7 protein-coding genes are annotated in these 20,114 nt (G+C 48.2%); all 7 read left to right on the top strand.

Translation table 11 applies throughout. The features are described 5' to 3' along the window. Nucleotides 1-1,154 precede the first annotated feature (1,154 nt). Nucleotides 1,155-1,460 (top strand): TrbC/VirB2 family protein, encoded by a 306-nt coding sequence (locus OC187_RS04340; protein ID WP_396124737.1) that lies wholly within the window; start codon nt 1,155-1,157, stop codon nt 1,458-1,460. A 588-nt stretch (nt 1,461-2,048) separates the two neighbouring features. Continuing rightward, nucleotides 2,049-2,399, top strand: a complete 351-nt coding sequence (locus OC187_RS04335) for a TrbC/VirB2 family protein (protein WP_262998202.1) — start codon at nt 2,049-2,051, stop codon at nt 2,397-2,399. A gap of 227 nt (nt 2,400-2,626) precedes the next feature. Continuing rightward, nucleotides 2,627-2,998 (top strand): TrbC/VirB2 family protein, encoded by a 372-nt coding sequence (locus OC187_RS04330; protein ID WP_262998173.1) that lies wholly within the window; start codon nt 2,627-2,629, stop codon nt 2,996-2,998. A 137-nt stretch (nt 2,999-3,135) separates the two neighbouring features. After that, on the top strand, nt 3,136-5,571 hold the full coding sequence (locus OC187_RS04325; RefSeq protein WP_262998172.1) for a VirB4 family type IV secretion/conjugal transfer ATPase: 2,436 nt from the start codon (nt 3,136-3,138) through the stop codon (nt 5,569-5,571). Between the two features lie 405 nt (nt 5,572-5,976). After that, nucleotides 5,977-11,544 carry a glycine-rich domain-containing protein gene (locus OC187_RS04320; RefSeq protein ID WP_263008631.1) on the top strand — a complete coding sequence of 1,856 codons (5,568 nt, stop codon included), beginning with the start codon at nt 5,977-5,979 and terminating at the stop codon, nt 11,542-11,544. Between the two features lie 836 nt (nt 11,545-12,380). Continuing rightward, on the top strand, nt 12,381-15,791 hold the full coding sequence (locus OC187_RS04315) for a hypothetical protein (RefSeq protein ID WP_263008630.1): 3,411 nt from the start codon (nt 12,381-12,383) through the stop codon (nt 15,789-15,791). A gap of 470 nt (nt 15,792-16,261) precedes the next feature. Continuing rightward, on the top strand, nt 16,262-19,681 hold the full coding sequence (locus OC187_RS04310) for a hypothetical protein (protein WP_263008629.1): 3,420 nt from the start codon (nt 16,262-16,264) through the stop codon (nt 19,679-19,681). The last annotated feature ends 433 nt before the right edge of the window (nt 19,682-20,114 follow it).

Below are 20,114 nucleotides of genomic sequence, written 5' to 3'. Positions count from 1 at the left end.
GTCTTGAAGTCTATCCTACCAACGGCATCCCGCTTATACGGGAAAATACCCCTGGCCCCCACCCGTAAATGCACCAGCCACTTGCTTTTTAGATTGCTACAACACTCGGCCATGAAAGCACTAGGATCACCCAAGAAGTATTGAAATCATGCCCAAAGCAACGGACAACTCCCAAGATAGTCGTGCTATAGGTACAGATCGACGATAGGCACATATCTTCCGAGCACACTTTCCAACGATCTCTATCCAGAGTGCGATTTTTGTCATCGAGCACACGTTGCATGTACAAGCCCAGTGATATCGATCTACATTGCCTAGTGAAGACACACGTGAATACAACTCCGAACTGGAGCCGAATTTGCTGGTATAGTCAAGTGCCCCAGCATGCCTCACTTTCTGTTCCTACCAAATGCCAAGTAACATGGCGTTAAGCAATTTCCCCTATGTCACTGGCCCTTGTTATGTTGTGCCATTACTGAGGAAATTTTATGGAACCCTGGCGCCACTCTCCACGTCTCCGCGTGTATTGGGCATTAGCGGTACCCCACTTCCATATAGTCCACAGCGTGCGTGCAACTTTGCGCGAGACCGCACCCAATCAACAAGAATGTACAAGTGGCCAGGTGTACCCGCCACAAAATTTGGGTGAATACCCCACAGCAGTCAGTGAGCATATGGAGCCCATATGCACCACATTCAGACAGGTAACTCGCAAAACATTGCTCAGAGATAGCAAACAGCGACCCAACGGGTCCAATAAATTGTGCGTAACTCAATGCACGGCCCGGTTACAAGGGAAAAAACTTCCATGCGTGACGGTGGAATTTTACAGGAAAAAATACCGTAAGGCCTGGCATTTACCAAACGCAGTGGGTGCGTAGGTGCAACAGAGCAGGGCATTTTATGCATGGGATGAGGATACCTCAACACTCAGCGAACTATGGAGCCCTGCATGCGTAGCGTAGAAATTCGTGATCGTTCATAATTTAGGGAGAACAAAAGTGACTTTTTGTGTACCATTAAAACGCCTAAAAAAGGCCGCGGCATGCGTGCCCTTTAGGGTATTGTTACCATGTTTAGTGTTGTTATTCGTTTTCGACTCGGCGCATGCAAATTTAGATAATACACAATTACCAGCAGGTGAGGCTGAAGGTCTGGCATTTCCCAACAACTCAAAATCATCTGGAGGGGGAAACACGCCGCCACCCCAGGGACCAGCACCTAACGATATGGTTGCGGGCACGGTCATCTGTAACGTAATTAACTTTGTCAGGGCTATAGGACTGCCTATCATGACTGGAGTTATACTAGGCTCGAGTATCATGGCAATCTTCGGTAGACTGGCGTGGCCGGCGATAGCTGTGCTGGTAGTGTTTACCGGAGTGTTTTTTGGCGCAGATAAACTCGTCAAGAAATTTGCCGAAGGTGTTGGTGGCCCAATTGCGGCTTTTTCATGCTAACACAGGTGTGCACCAAGCTTGAGCACGCTTTGCGTCTCACCATTGCCTGCAACTCGTGGTCATGAGGTAATATACCCCAATGCTACATGCCCCAGGAAACTACCGGGGCGTGTAGCGAATTCGATGCAACGTACCTGAACTACGCAAATGGTATGCAGAGCACCACGCAACACAAAAGATTCACAAACCCTATATCAACATGCTGCCATCCAGAAACGCAAGCAGCGCGCCTGTCTTCTCCGCTTGATCACCAAGAATTACGCACGGGAAATCTTAATTACGCGTACATGCAACCACAACTTTCTAAGAAATAACGTAGACTTTTACTCGCCATTACACAATCTCTTTGGAGAAATCATAAATATCCCATCCCTTATGGGATAAGGCATACAACTGCACGCTGAACAAGAATATCGATTAACCCTAAATTAACCCCTCATCCCATAAGATGCGAGTAAAGTGAGTTGCTCACTGCAGACTAAATGCACCGGGATACAGAGCAGCTATAATTGCGGATGAATCCGTCTTGCGAAGTGACGTATCGTGGGGCTCTACCCCGGTGTGTACTGGATGAGGGGTTCAAGTATAATGGTTTTAAAATTTCTCTTTCGCACATTAGGGATATGTGCGCTCCTGTTAGCTATTAGTATAGGCGCCACAGAAAATGCGTTTGCGGACAGTAAGCCAGGCGAAGATAAAGAGGTAGCCACCCGGATAATATGTAATGTGATTCTCTTCGTACAACAGCTCGGGTTACCAATTATGACCGGAGTAATCCTGGGGGCAAGCGTTATGGCTGTTTTTGGTAGGCTTGCATGGCCAGCAATAGCTATGCTCGTTGTATTTACCGCGGTATTCTTTGGCGCAAGCAAACTTATAAGCAAATTTGCGGCCGGGGTAACAAGCCTGGACGCTGACAACTTCGAATGCAAGAAGTAAATGTACGCCTAATCTAATGCATGCACTGCCGGGAATTACTGCAGTGCATGCTTATTACCGGAGCAGGAGGCATCACCCCCGAATTGTAGACAGCCTCAATGCGTATTGAACACTCACAACCTGGAAATACACAACAAAATTAAGAATCTATTACTGCATAACTGTAGATAGGCTGCGCAGATTGCTATATAAGGTGAATAAGTAAATTCTTTAAGAGGGGAGTGGGGATGTTGAAAGCCTTTTTGACAACTGCATCTGTGTTTGTTTTTACACTATTATCATTCAGCTCTGGAGCTTCTAACATACATGCAGCACAGAGCATGCCAAACGCAGCAACTGGTGACGTGGCCTCCAAGGTTATATGCAACGTTGTGGTATTCGTACAGAGATTGGGGCTTCCCATAATGACTGGAGTAATACTGGGCTCGAGCATAATGGCAGTGTTTGGTAGGCTTGCATGGCCAGCTATAGTAATGCTAGTAGTGTTCACAGCAATCTTTTTTGGTGCCGGTAAGCTGATCGCAAAATTTGCTGGAGGTATTGCAGAACTGGGCGCTGATGACTTTGACTGTAAGGTGCTTGCCGGAACAACAATATAGCCTCATTCCCGTGTGTTGAAACTACAAAACACAGGGCTGAGTTGCCTCTTTGCGGATTCACTGAATGTTAAGTATATGAATGTACGTAGTACATTGAATTATGCCTGGTGGCGTGAGGGTTTCTTGGGTGTTTGCTGGTGTCTTTTATAGATAGTCTGATGCTTAGGCTTCGCCTGAAAAAGCGCGGCGAAGAAGACGAAGATTCTGCCAGGGAGAGCCGCGTAGCTGGAGGGGTTAAGGGGAAGGCTCGCAATTCTGCAAGTTCGGAGGGAGCCTCGTCCTACGCGGAGTTCGTGACACCAGCCTGCCACTATAACGAGGAAACATTGCTCAACAAAAGTGGAGAGCTGGTACAAATTATCGGGATAAAGGACTACGCAGACAATTTAGGTATGGAATCCTTGAGGGATTCCATACGCACGGCCATATCGAATGTTAAGGATCCGAACATCGCATTTTGGCTGTACACCGTACGAAAAAAAAAGAAGTTTGAGTTTAGTTGGCGCGAGACAAAAGACTTTTCTGACTCCTTACACTCTGCACACCAGTCTCACATATGCTCAAGATGCACCTACGCGAACGAGGTATACATCGCGGTGGTGACCAAACACTTACGCGAGGGACCAGAGGGCATGCTTGGTGCACTTATGTTCGGCAACGTAAGAAAAAAGCACAAGAGCTTTCTGGCCACCAAGGTGCGGCAGCTATCTGGAATAACTTCCGCAATGGCAGCTGAGCTTCAGTGCTTCTCTGCCAAAAGGCTTGGAGTGGTACGCTGCGATGACGGGAGGTGGCGGTCCGAGCTGTTGGAATTTCTGGGCTACATTGCAACGCTGCGAAGCAAGGAGCGCTTCCTGGAAGCGCGTGACAGCGCGCATACCATAGCCGCAGGGTGTAACCTCACCGTGGGATTCAATACATTAAGAGTCTCAGACGGGAACAGTCATAGGTATGGAGCAATTCTAGGAGTGAAAGAGTGCTCGGGGGAATCTCTCGATGCAGTTGACGGGTGCCTACAGCAGGAATGTGAGTTCGTTATAGTTGAGGTAATGCACTTCGTACCCAGTGCGCAAGTCAAGAATATGTACAGAAGACAAGCAGAAATGCTTGAGATAAGCGGGGACGAAGAACTGGCCGACATTGCACACATTAAGGAGATAATGTCCGCAGATGAGAACTCGATCGGCGAGTGTTGCAAGCGAAAGGTCAGCTGCATGGTCATCGCGGATAACGTGCAATCTCTCAAACAAGATATAAAGAAGATGGTATCCGCATTCTCGGCACTGGGAGCAATTGTTGCAAGGATTGACCTGGCAATGGAAGATACCTTCTGGGCAAACATGCCCGGCGGTTTTTGCTACGTTTTGGGAATGCGATTTTCACTGGTAAAGACTGCGTGTACTTTCGCAATGACTCACCATTTCCCTTCAGGGACTCTGAGGGGCGGAAGGTGGAAAGAAGCCATAACGTTGTTTTTCTCCGACCAAAACCTACCGTACTTTTTTGGCTTCCATGTGGAGGAGAAGGGACACACGATGTGCCTAGGGCCACAAGACTCACACATGACCTTACTCATGAATTTCATTATTTCAGAGTCCAGAAGGCTGGGGATAAAGTCCATAGTGTTTGACTACAGCGGAAAGTCTATTATCTTCGCTACCGCAATAAATGGAAAGTACCATCGGATAGACGACAGACCAGGCAAGGAAAGCAAGTTTTTTAACCCATTCAATGTACAGGATACTCAAACAAATCGGGAAATAGCTGTTGGGGTTGTGGAAAGAATGGTAAGCCCATTTGAGCCACCCAGCGAGGATATCAGGAGTGCCGTGAGGGAGGTTGTTGATAAGATCTTCTCCATCCCTGCGAGGTCGCGTACACCTGCTAAGGTATGCGAGTGCATAGCAACATTGGGTGCAGCAGCACAACCCTGGAGCAGCGGAGGAGAGTTTGCTCATCTAATATCAAATAAGACGGAAATCGAACTAGATGCAGAATTTCTGGCAATCAATGCGGGCATGCTTGCCAGCAAGCAAGCATGCATGGGTGCCGTGCTGTACTATCTTGTGCGCTCTCTAGAGAAACGTTTCAATGGTGAACCAACCATTCTCGTGATGTACGAGGCCTGGATCATGGACGTGGTATTTCCCGATGAGAAAGAGTTTGATGCCTGGATGGACAGGCTTACTGCACTCAATGTTGTTGTGGTGTTTGCATCAGAGAATTCGCATGCCGTTTTTGAGAGCAAGTTAGTCAAGTATGCAAGTAAGCACGTGGAGACACGGATCTTCATGCCCAACGTCATCATAAGCAGCCAGCAGCATACTAGGGCGTTCGGTCTGTCAAAGGAGGAAGTTGACATCATGCTACAAATTCCTCACCACGCGGGGCATTTCTTCATAAAACAGGGAAGTTCATCGGTAGTTTTGACACTGAAGCTGCAGGAAAAAGAAGCAAGGGTGCTGTCCGCAAATCGCACAACAATAAAACTCATGTACGAAGCCATTAAAGAAAAAGGCGAGAATTGGCTTCCCGAATTCCACAAAAAATGTGATAGGCAATCAACTCGGTAGCTCCGAGCTTGAGTCAGCGCTTCCGGTCCAGCAGCTAAGAGTGGTATGGCACAACTATACGATCGTATCTAGGGATTTTCTCCCCACTTAATCTAAAAATGGATCTGGATTGGACACAATTTACGCTTTCCGACTTCAGTCACTAATCTCAATTACGTGACCAGCGTAGCCCCGTGGTCACGCGTAACCACAACTCACCAATGCGAGCATTTTGGATTAAAAGGAAACCATATAGGATATAATTCCATATGTGTGGATATATTTCTGGAGAGACTTGTATAATATTAGGATATGAATAGCTATTTTGAGTTGATCTTAACCTTTATTTAAAGCTATTCATGTGAACTGGTGACAATTGACTGAAATACACTAAACACCAGGGTGCCTATAGATATTTTGGACCGTATGTTTTCGCATAACACAGAAAAACGCGCCTGCACGCGCCTTTTTTCGGCTATCTGGTCACATACCATATATGCGCTATGTTCTGCCACAATACTTTGCACACCGTACACGGTTCATCCCGCAGGGGCAACAATACCTGACTGGTTTATCGAAGCTCCGGGCACGAAGGCTAAAGGAAGCATTTTCGCTACACCTGAAATTTTAGTTGTTTTTTACCCTCCAGGCATAGGCTACGGCAGCCATGAAGCCTTGATAGTAGAAAGGTGGGAGTACATGCGCAGGAGGCTTGGGTACGTTGCCGGGTATGTACAGCGTGGCGGGGATAATAGGCTACAGATGTGTGCATGTACAAAGTGGACCAGAATTTTGGACGATAGTCTAGCACGGGAGTTAGAAGTTAAAAGAACAGAGCAGGAAGAAGAGATCACAAATTTTGAAGATCTTTCACTGGACGACAGGGTAAAACAAGCGTGCGAATATATGAACACCTGGAAAGGCTGCGTTGATATAGACTTCACAACTCCCACCGTGCCGAGATTTTGCAATGTCCTTATGAAGAAGTCACAAATCCAGGTGGTGCCTATGGAGTTCAGTAGGCAGTCTTACCTCATGCCCGGGCTTCGCTTAATCACCGAAAACAGAGGGGGAGACAAAACACAGGATTTATACCTAGGCGCCTCCAGCAATTGGGAATCCGCATCTAAACGCTCTCGAGACACCAAAACCGTTGAGTGTGAAGATATCGAAGGTAGAGCGTTTGACACATCAGTAACCTGTAAAACACCTACCACTGCGGATCTTCCAGATCCTGATGAGGATGAACTTGCATCGGGATACTTGGTAAGCAGGAGCGGCGAGGAAGTCTGCATTGAGTACATTAGCAGCACAGGCAGGGCAACAGATTGCGTTCCTGCACCAAGTCTACAAAGGCCTATAATAACTGCAGCGTCCGGCGGCGGCAATAAACTGCAGATAGAGTTTGATCCATGCAAAAACAATGATGGTGAGGACACAAACTACTGCAAGTTAATCATGGGTCCTGGCGACAAGGATGCAGAAATAGGATTTTTTGTAGCACAACCAAAATTTGACGCGAACAGCTACGACTTTATACCAAAATACGTATGCGATGAACCAGGAGTGGCAATAGGAAGCTGCAAATCACCAAGGCAGGCCTACGCTGAGGATCCGCAAGGAAATGTAATATGCGTCATGAACCTACAATTCGCTCAGAAGAAGTTCCACGTCAAAAGAAACCATAGAAACTATTGGATCAGCGAATTACCTAAGGTGCTCGTAGGGCGAAGCTGGGATTCAAAAAGCAAGAAGAATATACTGTGCAGCGATGGAAAATCGCTAGATCTTTCAAAAATGCGCCAGAAGGATATTGACCGTTTCAGAAGCAGAGGACGCTTCTTCCGCATTATGCCGCAAGAAAATAGCGGCACCGAAGGCGATACCTTGTGCAAAGATAACATGCTTTATTCCTATGAAAACGATAGGGTATTTGAGCACGAAAAACCCCATCTGTGCAGCAGCGATAGCAGAAACGGAGTAATTGGAGGTCACTGTAAGACCAGGTACATCAGCGAAGATTATCATCAACCCTTCTTCTTGAAGGATGAAGAAGATTCAAACCCAAGCGCTGTTGTGCCTCTCAATCCGCTAATGCAGGGCATGTGCATTAGTAACTTTCCTGAACACTCATACAAATACTACACGGGTGACTCATCTCTGACTTCTGGGTTAAGCACAGAAGAAAGCAACCAGCATCTACTTGAGGTCAACAAGGACAACACTACATGCGACTTTATCAGGATGGAAATGTGGGGAGGAGGAGAATCAGGATCCCTGCTGGGAGGCACTAAAGCAGGAAAACCCGGTGAGTATGTTATGGGAGTTTTAAAAGTAAATCCGGCAGAACGTAAGTACCTGATAGTCAGCGTGGGTCACGGCGGTGTAGCTTCACTTGACTCTAAAGGCAATAGCAATGCTAAGAGCCCCGGAGGGAATACTTCGGTTGCGCTGTGTGACGATATGGGCGGAAAGCGGTGTAGTCTTAGACTTATAGCAAAAGGGGGAGGGCAGCCGGGCGTCTCATCCACTGGATATACGCAACTTACTCACTATAGAGTCGCTGAGGGACGCAGTGAGATCAGGGATGATGAAGTGTTCGTGCCGTACCAGGATATAAACTTCGCCACTGGGCGCGCTAGTGTTGGTGATGTGGGTTGTGCCAGCAACGCCCCAAATGCTGCTGACGGATCAGCTATAAGGGTTATTGCACCAGGCAAGTATATAGGCGCAGGTGGGTGTGCTAGGGCAGACATTAAAGTGCTGCAAAGTGGGGCACATGGAATGGCCAAACTGACTTGCGAAAAATGGTCAGGTACTCCCGGCAAGGTTAAGGAATGGGAAGGAAGTTTCTGTAGCAAAGAGGTATTTGCATCTCTCAATGTATTCAAAAAACACGCCATAGACAGCAAACTGGATCAGAAAACAAATGACTTCTTCTCCGACATTGCTAGCGCGCCTTTCTGTCGTGGTGTTACCGGATTACCCAAATTCCCACAAACTGCGGATTCACTGGCTCTGGTAGTCAAGAGCAAGAATGTAGTAAAAAAGAACAGGAAGGCGGCCAAGAAGTGGATTGAGGAGACCTTAGCCGAACTTAATTCTGTTCTAAGTAGCGACCACAGAATCATCGATGCTTACGTCAAGGCACAAAAGGCATTTAAGCGAACAAACACTGGAGGCAAGACGGAATTTACCCAGAGTTTTGAGAAGCTGATAAGTAACAAGGTTGACATAATTGCCGACAGTGGCGAGGTATTTGCAATGCTCGAGCGCTTAAAGGAGTACGCCGAGGACTTGGACTTGGATACAAAATCCAGCCACATACTCGCGGCCCTGGGAAGCAAAGCGTTTGCTGAGGACGTGGCAAAATCTCCGGACTTTGTCGAATGGCTTGAAAGCGCAGTAGCAACGATGGATAATCTGCAAGACTCAGTTCTTGATAACAGAGAACAATTGGCTGAAAACACCATTATTGAGCCACTAAAGCGGATACTAGCAAGTGACAGTGTTACGCTACAAGCATACAAGAAAGTGATCGACGCATTGGGTGAGAGCGTAGATGAAAGTGAGCTAGCAACCAACTTTGTTCATGGTCTTAGAGAGCTGATACATGGAGTATTTTTCGCAGCTTTAGATACGGTAACTGATCTTCTAGCACAGCTAAAAAAGTATGCAGTGGACAACAACATCAAAGTACTGGGCGTTCTCAGAAGAATGACAGTGGGCAATCTGCCCGGGCTTATATCAAAAGATAGAAAGCTTATTGCAAGCTTGAAGGCTATAATGGATGTTCTAGGCAGCGAAAGTAAGAGTTTCGGCAACAGAAACGACGCTGATGCTTGGGTAGAAAGCACTATAACACCTTTAGTCCAAGCCTTAGGCAAAAACAATAAGATAGCACAAGCATACGATAAGGTGCGTTACGACGCCGACCGCCCCAAATGGCAGTATGATGACGATGCAGAGTCCGAACTTATAACGAATTTCAGACGCTTAGTGGATAGCAAGGCAGTAATAAGTAAGAGCACAAATAACGAAACCGTAAAGCAGCTAGTAGTGGAGGAGTGCGCATGGGATACAAGCAGCGAGAGCATCGTTCAAGCAATTATTGAGCTTAAATCTCTGGCTACGTCCAACAATCTTAAGTGTGTCCCACAAACCTTTCATGGAATCAGTCAGAGACACATGGTAAATGGAATAAAGCGTGATCCAAAGTTTTGTGGAATACTAAAACAAACAGCGCGTATTGCGAAAATACGAGATCCCAACATGTCGGAATTTTTGGGTCCTGATGAGCTCAGTGCTTTTCGTAGTGTCGGAAGCAACATTGTACGTCAATACATATCCAAACCGGACGCGCTGTCGTATATGATGATCATATACTCAACTGCGGCGCAGCTGTGTCAAGAGAACATCAAGTACATGAACGCAGAGACGTTCAGTAAGGCAACAGAAGTGTTCGTGTCAGCCTTCAATCGTATGTGGGAAAATGGTTTGATCACACACAATGTAAACGTAACGCGGGCTACGCGAGAGTATGGTCTATTCTTCAGCGCATTTCAGGCCCTGCTAAAACGTACTGGAATTCTTGATGAGATCGTGCATGGCCATCCTAGCGCTCAGATTTTGGGAAAGATGTTCGGCAACAACAACCTGAAACAAAGCGCTGCGCGCAGGTCGTGGTGCTTGCACGTGGGATTAAACAGCATTTTGCTCACCATGAATGGTCTCCTAGTTGCCAGGAATTCCATACCAGACTTTGACCGCACGTACGCTTTCGCAAAACAAATGCTCAGCAAATCGGCACATAGATATGTGAAAAGGTGTGTTACAGCTAGTGACATTTACGACATATATAGCCAAGCAGACCGCGAATCCATAGAGCATGTCGTGGAACAGCTGGTCAACCGCGGGCACGACAGCAATAATGTGAGCGATCAGGAATTCCTGAAGGCACTTGAACAGATCCAAGCACTAACGCCGAAATGTCCGGAAGGCAATGTAGGGGGTATATGCTGCGGAGTTAGCGTGGTGTCCGACCCCGAATTTGTAAAGGTCGCAAACCAGAGACTCCGGGGTACCGTCAGGGGCATCGCATCGCTACTACAGGAGCTGGGCAACATCCGCGCAGCAAGCAAGGGATACGCAGACACATACATAAATGACATACGGGAGGTCCTGATTAAAGCATTCAATAGTGACCCCAATCACAAGAGTGTATATCAGAAACTCACGAAGAGAAGAGGCGGAGTATGCTCTGCCTACCTGAAGCCAGACCAGGATGATGGCCAATCCCTTGTTGCACAAGTGGGCTCTGCGCTAGATAGCAAATATTCACCCTTGTGGTCCAAAAGCAGGCAAGACGGGGTAAGGGAACGCAAGGTAGTAAATAAAATGCTAGGGTATACAGCCGGCTTGCAAGATCACCGGATACACTTAGTGTCCCGTATAATGGCTGTTCCCGGGCTCTTCCAACCCGGAACCAAAATACCCCTCTTCTCCTTTCTGTCGGACCACCTTATACCCATACTGGACGGGGAAGTGCAAACCTTTTACACAAACGCAGAAGCCAAAGCGTGGATAGAGAAAATTGAGGCCCATATGGAAGAGTTCTCCAAAGATCCTGAGTCTCTAGGTCTGTTGGCATACTACGGAAATATTTATTTTAATGAACTGCTAAAGCTTGAAAACATGATATCGCCATTTAAACCGCAAGGGGATTATTGGTGGATGAAAAAAGAAGGCCCTGAAGTAACGTTTGTTAAGAAGCAAAGCAAAAACTCTGGGGCGTTGTACCTAGACATGCAACTAAACCCTCCCCCGGTAGATGATGTGGCCCACCCACTCTCAAATAGGATAATTATTTATGACCACAGCGCACTTACACGCGCCGTGGAATTAGCTGGAAAAGGTGTACCATATGTCCCCATGGTCGAATTTTACCGTTGCGTTCGGGAACTGCTAAAAAGCAAGGTTCGCGTGGTAAAATAACAGACGCTACGGTCTCAACCTCAATTCGGGGCTCTCCACCCTACTTCCTGGTACGCTTCTTGGCGCACTCTGCAGCCTGATTGTATCCGGGACCTTGCACACTAAACATAAACGGAGCGCCCTACTCTACACTCCAATTATCCCATAATCTACGCACTCAATCCCGAGTTGGATGCAAGTAATACCCGTCTCGGTTGTATAGAGAATTAAGTAAATTTTAGCGTTGCTGAGTTACCGTACAGGGCGCGTGTTGCGGTAAGTTGGAGATGCTGTTTTGGGATAGGTGGCTCTATGCTTCTGTCGTCACCCTAACGCTTTGCTACTTGTGCACGCCATACGTTGCGCCGGCTTCCTCCTCCCCACCAGTACCTGAGCCTCCGGTTCCTGAGGAAATTGCACAGCTGAACCCCAGCACATTGGAAAGAGATGGCGCGCAAGCTGGCGCCATGGATATGTGTCGGCTTACTAGGCAAAGCATTTTTCCATCGGACTTGGTTAAAGGAGCAGGCACACCTGCAACAATAGCCGCTGGAGCTGGGATAGACGTATGCGGGGCATGGCCAGCCTGCCGTACTTGTTCGCGTATGTACGAGGGCGACTGCAAACACGTATACCCATCCTCCGTAATGGTATACAGCGTTCATGACGCCCAGGGCCCCGAACAGATTTGTGCGTGCAAAGCGAAGTCATGCTACCTACCCTGGAACTCCACAGAGTGGGAAAAAAACTGCTACCAGCAATTAGGATGCTTTAACAAGACGATTGCCGAATCTGCAGGACCTTTCTGCAGCTTTCTACCCAGCCGTCACAGACCTACGAATGTCAGATTTGTACCTATGGAGTTCTCTAAGCAAAGTTTTTGGAACCCCGGATTTGTTGCGATAACTGAGCACTGGGAGTACGAAGACGGCACCGTGCGCAAGAAAATCAACAAGCACATAATACACCCAGGAGGTAAGCAGCCCGTCAGCACGCAAGCGCAAGGAGGTAGTGAGTCGAGTAGAGAGCAAGCAGTACCAAAATACTCATGGCACACCACAGGTGACACAATAGATGAACAAGAAAGGCCATATGAATTTTCCGAGGGTAATGTGCGGCACCACCTGCGGGCACGCAGAGTGCGCGACACCGTTTGCGTGGCGTATTACGGCGAAGACCAGAACAGGGAATCAGCGCTCTTCGGCAGCTGCGTACCCATCCCCAAAATGGAATTACCAGTAGTATATCGAGCCTACAGATCGATAAATGGTGGGAATGGTGGTGATAACGTAAGTGTTACATGGAACGCAAATGAGACCCCCGCTTACTTCGCTGGCAGCTACAACAAAAGCAGAAGTGACGGGCGCACGGGGGGATCCGGGGCGCTCGTATGCCCGATTGCAATTGCAATCGCAAAAAACTATGGAAAGATAGCAAAGCTCCAGAGTAACAACACAAAGGAAGACTACAGAGTCAATTTTTATTGGAGCAAGAGTTCCAAATACGGCAGTCAGATTCTTGGAGTAGATGACGGCGCCCTGGTCGACTGCTTCGCTACCGGAACGAACAGACTGCATGCACCGAATAACCCTCAACCAATACCCAACGAGATAAACTGCGATTACAATTCAAGACTGAATAAAATAATCCCGATTTACAGTTTCGGAGTTGATGAAAGGGAACAATGGCGCATGGCCTGGGCAAGCGGGGAAAGCGATGTAAAAACATTTGACGATATCCATAAAAATATGCCAAAACACGACACCAAAACCGGCTACGAGCACCATAATCTAGAGTCGGGGTTATACTTCGCAATCGCTAAAACGTGCACTTTCGGATACAAGCGGTGTGTTAAGTTCAACGGAACAACGTGTTACCGGGAAGAAGCGCAGCATGGAAGCTGGAGCAAAAAGCATTATGATAAACCGCGGGATATGTTCGAAGGGTACGCAACTAAGCAGTTCGCAAGTGAGAACACTGTAGTAGAGAGTGGAAGTACAGGAAGAACCAGTGCATATAATGCGGAGCTGTTCGGAGTTTTCGCGGACTCAAAGTCACGTGAGTTGCAGAAGTCTTGTGTTGACACCGAAGATAAAGACGGAAAAATCTGCAGGTACGACACAAAGGCGATTCCGGGCCCTAATGTATTATGTATTGCTGGAACGGGGTCCGACGTTCCTGAATACGAAATCAGGAGCAAAAATGACGGGGGAATATCCAGAACTTGGCTTAAGCGAAAACCGAAAGCTCTGCGACGCTACGTTTTAGTGAATGTGGACGGCAACACGAGAAGAGTAGCATGTGACGACAAATATTCTATTTTGCTGGATTCCCTAAGCCAGGCAGCCCTAGATGGCACCACCATACAACAAGATGGGCAGTATGTGCTTCCTAGGGAATTGCTTGAACAGAGCTTTGTTAAGGGAAGTAGTGACCCATGCGCTAACCCTAACCACAAAATTGCGTATTACTACGAATCTGGAGGGTTTACCGACGATCCAGGCGTCTTATCCAGGTGCAGTCATCCAGTTACCCAGTACTACGGCCCAGGCAAAGAGGTGAAAGGTTGCGCGTACGAATATGTCAGCATGGATGACTATCGCCCCCTAACATTTAGTGAACGTGCATCTGAGCTCGGCGCTCCGGCTGCTACCAACAGCAACTCAGTGGATGAACCCTCGGTTAGCATATCAACAAACGGTACCGTAGAACACAAGGCAACTGCTCTCACGCTAAAACCTCTTAGCCCATATGATCGCGGATTATGTATAGACAACTTCCCCAGGCATTGGTACGAGCCGCGGTATATGTTCAACAGAGAACAGAGGACAAATGCAAGTCAACAGCCATCTACCACCAAAAACTACATTATGTTGAGATTTAAAGCTGGAGACACAAACAAAGAAAAAGGGTGCCAGTTCTATAAGATTGAAGCATGGGGAGGAGGTGAAGCTGCTGCAATAACCGAAACAGGTGAGCGAAGATCGGGAAGGCCCGGACAATACGTTATGGGAGTGCTACGCAATCCAAACTGCACAGATACCTGCAACGCATTTTCGGAGGCAGTACGACAAGCGCGAAACAGAAACGCAGTGAGAGATTTGGAATTCTCCATTGAAGTTGAAGTTGGAGAGGGGGGAAAAAGCAACGAAACCAAAAATGTTACAGCCCAACGGAACACAGGTACAAACAGCTCTGGTGCATTAGACACCGCCCCTAACCCCGGAGCAGGCAGTGACACCGTAGTAAAGTTCTGCACCTGTAGCGGAAACAACTGCAGTGCCGGCCCTCTTGCAAATCCTCCGGGGACTTCCAATAACAAGAAATGTTACGACATAATGAGTGCAGCTGGCGGGGGAAGCACAAGTGCAGGGATATTAAACGCAGAGCCCATCAAGGATCTTATGGTCAGCTACAGGACCATAACCGGCGATGTTTTAGCAAGCGATGACGGAGCAACTAAGTTACTACTGGAAGGGCGAGCAATGTTCACGAAATTCCCGCTGGAGATGAATTTTCCGCTGTATGACCGGACGGGACTGACGAGGGATCTGCTAAATTTTGGAATAGAAAAAGCGCTGCAGGGAAGAAGCCTTTCTAAACAGTTTTGCCAGTGGAAAGATAGATATTACACCCACCGTATCCCGGGAGATCTTTTTATTCCCGGCATGGGTGGGTGTTGGAGCGAGAAACACCCAGATAAGCCAGGTTTGGGTGAGAGCGGGGCAGCTATGATCACTTGCGAGCGCTGGGATGACGTTGCCCCCACATTCCTTGGTAATGGGATAGAAGAACCAAGCCAGCAGCGGCCCACGAGGCCACAGGTGCCTACCACACCCCAAAAACCTGCAGTAACAAGGCCGGCTCCCGCGGCTCCGGCATCCAAACCTGCTGCTCCTGCCGGGCCTGCCGTACCCGCACCTAAAAAACCTTTTGACACTAACAACAAGTGCGCGGGCATGCCGGCAGGTAGCTGTGTAGTAGTGAACAACCAGGTACAAATAACATACAAGTATTGCCCATGGCATGCGAGGTGGCAGATAAGCTCTTGGGAAGATGCATATTCTTGTATTGGTGGCATAAGGACGTACACCGACACGTTCGCGAGCGTACAGGCATATGAACAGTACAGAAACACCTGGATGAAGGTGAAGAAAATGCATGATTGCCATGACAAGTCATGTGTACACTTCAGGGTGGGTTACACAGAAACAAACAAGGGTACTACCACAAACAGAACACAACCCCTCACTAGACAGCGTCGTTGAACCGGGCCACCACTCTGCAGGTAAAAATTATCGGCCGAAGTGGCGTGTGCGTTTGGGAGCGCACGCAACACTCAATCCTGAATTGGAAAGCTAGCAAAACCTTCTCGTCATGGTTGTATGGAGAATTAAGCAAATTTTAGCGTTGCTGAGTTACCGTACGGGGGCGCGTGTTTGGTAAGTTGGGAATGTTGTTTTGGGATAGGTGGCGCCCGGTTCTCGTCGTTACAGTTGCGGCACTCTTCCTGACTAGTTTGCTCTGCGCAGTAGATGCCACAAACGCAGCCGGCACTTCGCCACCAAGGCCCGCACGCCATGGCAGCAATAGGTCTTCTCCCGCCTCTGTATGCCAGCCTGCCCGCCAAGGTATCTCCCTTGCTGAAGAAATATCAAATACAAGCGCGTTAACGCCGTCATTGTCTGCCAAGTTGAAGGTTTGTGCTGCGTGGCCGGCCTGCGGCACCTGCGTGCATATGTACGAGGGAGATTGCAGATATATATTCCCTACCTTTGTTACAGTGTATGGAGTACAGGACCAAAACGGTCCAGGGAAAATTTGTGCGTGCAAGACCATCGCATGCAACCTCCCATGGGATCCGGAAGGATGGAGTAGAAGTTGCATGCAGGAGCTGGGATGCTTCGAGAAGCCAACTTTGCGCAGTGCTGGGCCCTTCTGCAACGTGCTACCTGGACATCGCAGGTCAGTCAAAGTCAGATTTGTACCAATGGAATTTTCCAAACAAAGCTTTTGGCGCCCAGGATTCGTTGCAATAGTTGAACACTGGGAGCAAGACCGCAGTGACAACAGAGTCCTAAGTCGGAAGGTCAGCAAGCACATAATAAACCCGGGCAGAAGAAGCGCAGTGTTTGAAGGCATACTTGGCAGGAAGGATGAATATCAGTGGCATACAAAAGGATGGGCCAACGAACAGGAGGAAGAGCAGTGGGCCATCTCTGAGGAAGAGAAGAGCTACTCCTTCTCCGTCGCAGGTACCGAGTATTATTTGAAGGCGCGAAGAGTGCAAGACTCAGTATGCGTAAAATACTACGGTGGCGATAAAGACATGAGCACAGAGATTTTCGAGGAATGCCTACCCATCCCCCAAATGGAGTTGCCCAGAATCTATCAGACATACAATATCACGGAAGAAACGGTAAAGAAGGGAGAGGAGCACATCAAGAAACATTGCAAAAGTAGCGCCGCAGTAAAGACAGAGCATCTCACCAACAAAGGTGGGTCCGAGTATAACAGGATCAGTTTCATCAGAGATGCAACTACAGAGATCACAAGAAACGCAAATTCAGTGCCTAGCAAGTTTAGTAGAGCATTTGTGCAGCATTTCACAAAGCAGAACAGTGGGGGCTGGACAGTAAGTGAAGAAAAGATTGTCGACAATTCTGCTGCCACAGCTTGGTACAAGAAGCACATCACCGATAAGCAACACAGCGCGCTTAAAGAAAAGTCCTGGTCTGAACATGACACATGCGCACGCAAGCTCGAGGAATGTGTGACTTTTAGCGGAAAACACACATGCATAGATGTTACGAACAGTAAAGGGCGCGATTATCTGCAAAGTGTTTTGGGGCCTCACAGGACACGCAACAACACGCACCCAGTAGTGGACAGCTATTACAAACACCCAATAGGAGGGTTTTGGGGATACTCTTCCATAAATGACCTGCAAAAAAAAGTTGAGCATTATGTAGCCAAAGAACACGGTGGAAACGTGCATCACATAAAGTTCGTAGGTATGGCAGCAACCCCGAACCGCGAGCTCGGTGGAATTTGTAGCGACCCAGAAGACGGCAGCGGCGAGTGCGGGTATCACGTGGTTACCGACGCACCCAAAGTTATGTGTATTACGGGCATAGAATCGGGCGCGGACACCTCTGAGTATGAGGTTACGAGTAGTGACGACGGCATATCCCGTACATGGCTCAGGAAGCAACCCAAAATGCTGAGACGCTACATGCTGGCAGGTGGCGACAGTGATGCAAGAAGGATTGCATGTGACGACAAATACTCCGTGAATTTGAATCTCCTCAGCCAGACTATCTTAGACGAAACCGTGATAAAGAACGGAAAATTCGTGCTACCACGTAAGTTCTTGGGCACCAGCGTAGACAGGAACTCCAGTGATTTCTGTGCACGAGCTGATTCAAATACTGCTTACTATTATGAACCAGGAAAATTCATCACAGGATCAGATAGCCTTGCCGGGTGCATGGACCCCATCACACAGTACTACGCCCCTAAAAAGAAGATCGAAGGTTGCGTCTATGAATATACCAGCCTGGATGACTATCGTCCCATGTCACTCAGTCAGAACATTGGCGCGGAGCTTGAAGGCAGTCCACCCTCCCTGCCCCCCATAGGAGGTAACAAGATATCTGGCAACAGTCCAACAATGAGGCTGCAACCCTTGAGTCTTTACGACCGTGGGCTATGCGTAGACAGTTTCCCAAGGTATTGGTACGAACCGGAGTACAAGGTTGAGAATGGAAAACCGGAAACCGTTGCCAGAGAGTACGTGGTACTCAAGTTTGAAGCCAGCAACAGCAGAACAACCACAACGCAGCAAAACAGGAAGTGGTGCCACTTCTACAAAATTGAGGCATGGGGAGGAGGTGAAGCTGCCGCAAGAACCGAAACAGGTGAGCAAAGATCCGGCAGACCGGGACAATATGTCGTGGGAGTGTTGCGCAACCCAGATAGTGACGGCAAGTACGACTGCAATGTATTTTCCCAATACAAACAGGACGGCAGAACACCTAAACTCAGTGATCTAGAATTCTCAATAAAGGTCGATATCGGGGAAGGCGGCGAACACGACAAACCCAAAAAGCAAGAAAGTGCGCTCAAACAGCACTACATCCCAACCAAGAACACTGGAAACTATGGCAGCGGTGTTAAGGGAGCGGGCGGTGATACAGTAGTGAAGTTCTGCACAAAGAAAAAAAATCACAGTGGTCAACACACAAACACGCATAACAATTCTGCTAACACAGAAACGTGTCATGAGATCATGCGTGCGGTAGGCGGGGGAAGCACAGATGTGGGAGTGTTGAACACTAATGCTATTAGGGATTTGATGGTCAGTTATAGAACCATAACCGGCGACGTTTTGGCAAGTGATGACATGGCTACCAAACTGCTTTTGGAAGGACGGGCAATGTTCACGAAATTCCCGCTGGAGATGAATTTCCCACTGACCGGGGAAAAAAGGCACGTGTTGGAAACTAAGGAATATTTTGAGGGACGCAGCCTGCCTCAGGAGCTATGCAGAAAGAAATCTAGATACTCGAAGTGGCGCGGGGATAGTGTTTTCGTCCCGGGCATGGGGGGATGCTGGGGAAGAGAGGATAAAGATGACGGGCCCGGCCTGGGTGAAAGCGGCGCTGTAATGGTCACTTGCGAGCAGTGGGATATTGTGGCACCCATGGCGCAACCTAGAGATCTAGGGCTTGCAGAACCGAAGCGTAAACCTGAAGCTGAGAAGCGCCACGAAAAAGCGACTGACGAGGCACAGAGTGGGCAACCTTCCACAAGCACTGAAGTTAGGAAGCTGCAGGTTGAGAAACCACAGCAGGCACCTAAACGCAAATCTGAGCCCGCTAAACCTCAGTGGCCACAGAAGAAGAAATACCTGTACTGTCCGTGGTATGCTTGGTGGACTATAAGTAGTTGGAATGATCACTACAGTTGTACCGGCGGCTTGCGTGAATACGAAGAAGTATTTAACAGCCAGAGAGATTACGATGACTTCCTTCGTAGGCAGTACAAAGTGAGGTACATGCACGGATGTGATGATGAGCGTTGCGCACACTTCTTAAGAGGTTACACGAATAATAGCAATGCCAAGAAGTATGAAGCGACAAGGCGAAGACGATAACCTCACACCGAAAAGTGCAACCGTCCCACCGCGGATAATAAGTATCGCTGCTGCGTCATAGCTTGTGTGTCTGCTACGCGCACGTGCAGAGCAAAAAGGGGTAGCGTATGGTGTGCCGGCGCCACATCAACATGATGCGGCACCGGCACACCCCCCAACACAACCATAGGTTGTTTACACAACTTTAATAACCTTGTGTTGTAATGCCGACAACTTACACGTGAGCCACTCCGTGAGGTAGGACGCCACAGGTACCGTAGGGAGGTGTGGGGCTTCGATCTACCGGCGGGTTCACGCACACCCTGCACTGCCAGGCTGTGTTCCGAGAATAAGTTTAGGAGTGTCCATCTGTGGATCGAGGAGGATATGTTAAGTTTTGCATCAAAGCACCTAGGTTTGGTAGCGACTGCTGCCTTTGCGCTGATATGGTTAT

It is taken from the genome of Anaplasma capra (genome assembly GCF_025628805.1).
In the GTDB taxonomy this organism is placed as follows: Bacteria; Pseudomonadota; Alphaproteobacteria; order Rickettsiales; family Anaplasmataceae; genus Anaplasma; species Anaplasma capra.
Note: the sequence above shows the minus strand (reverse complement) of the source record. Positions and strands in the feature narration are given on the sequence as shown.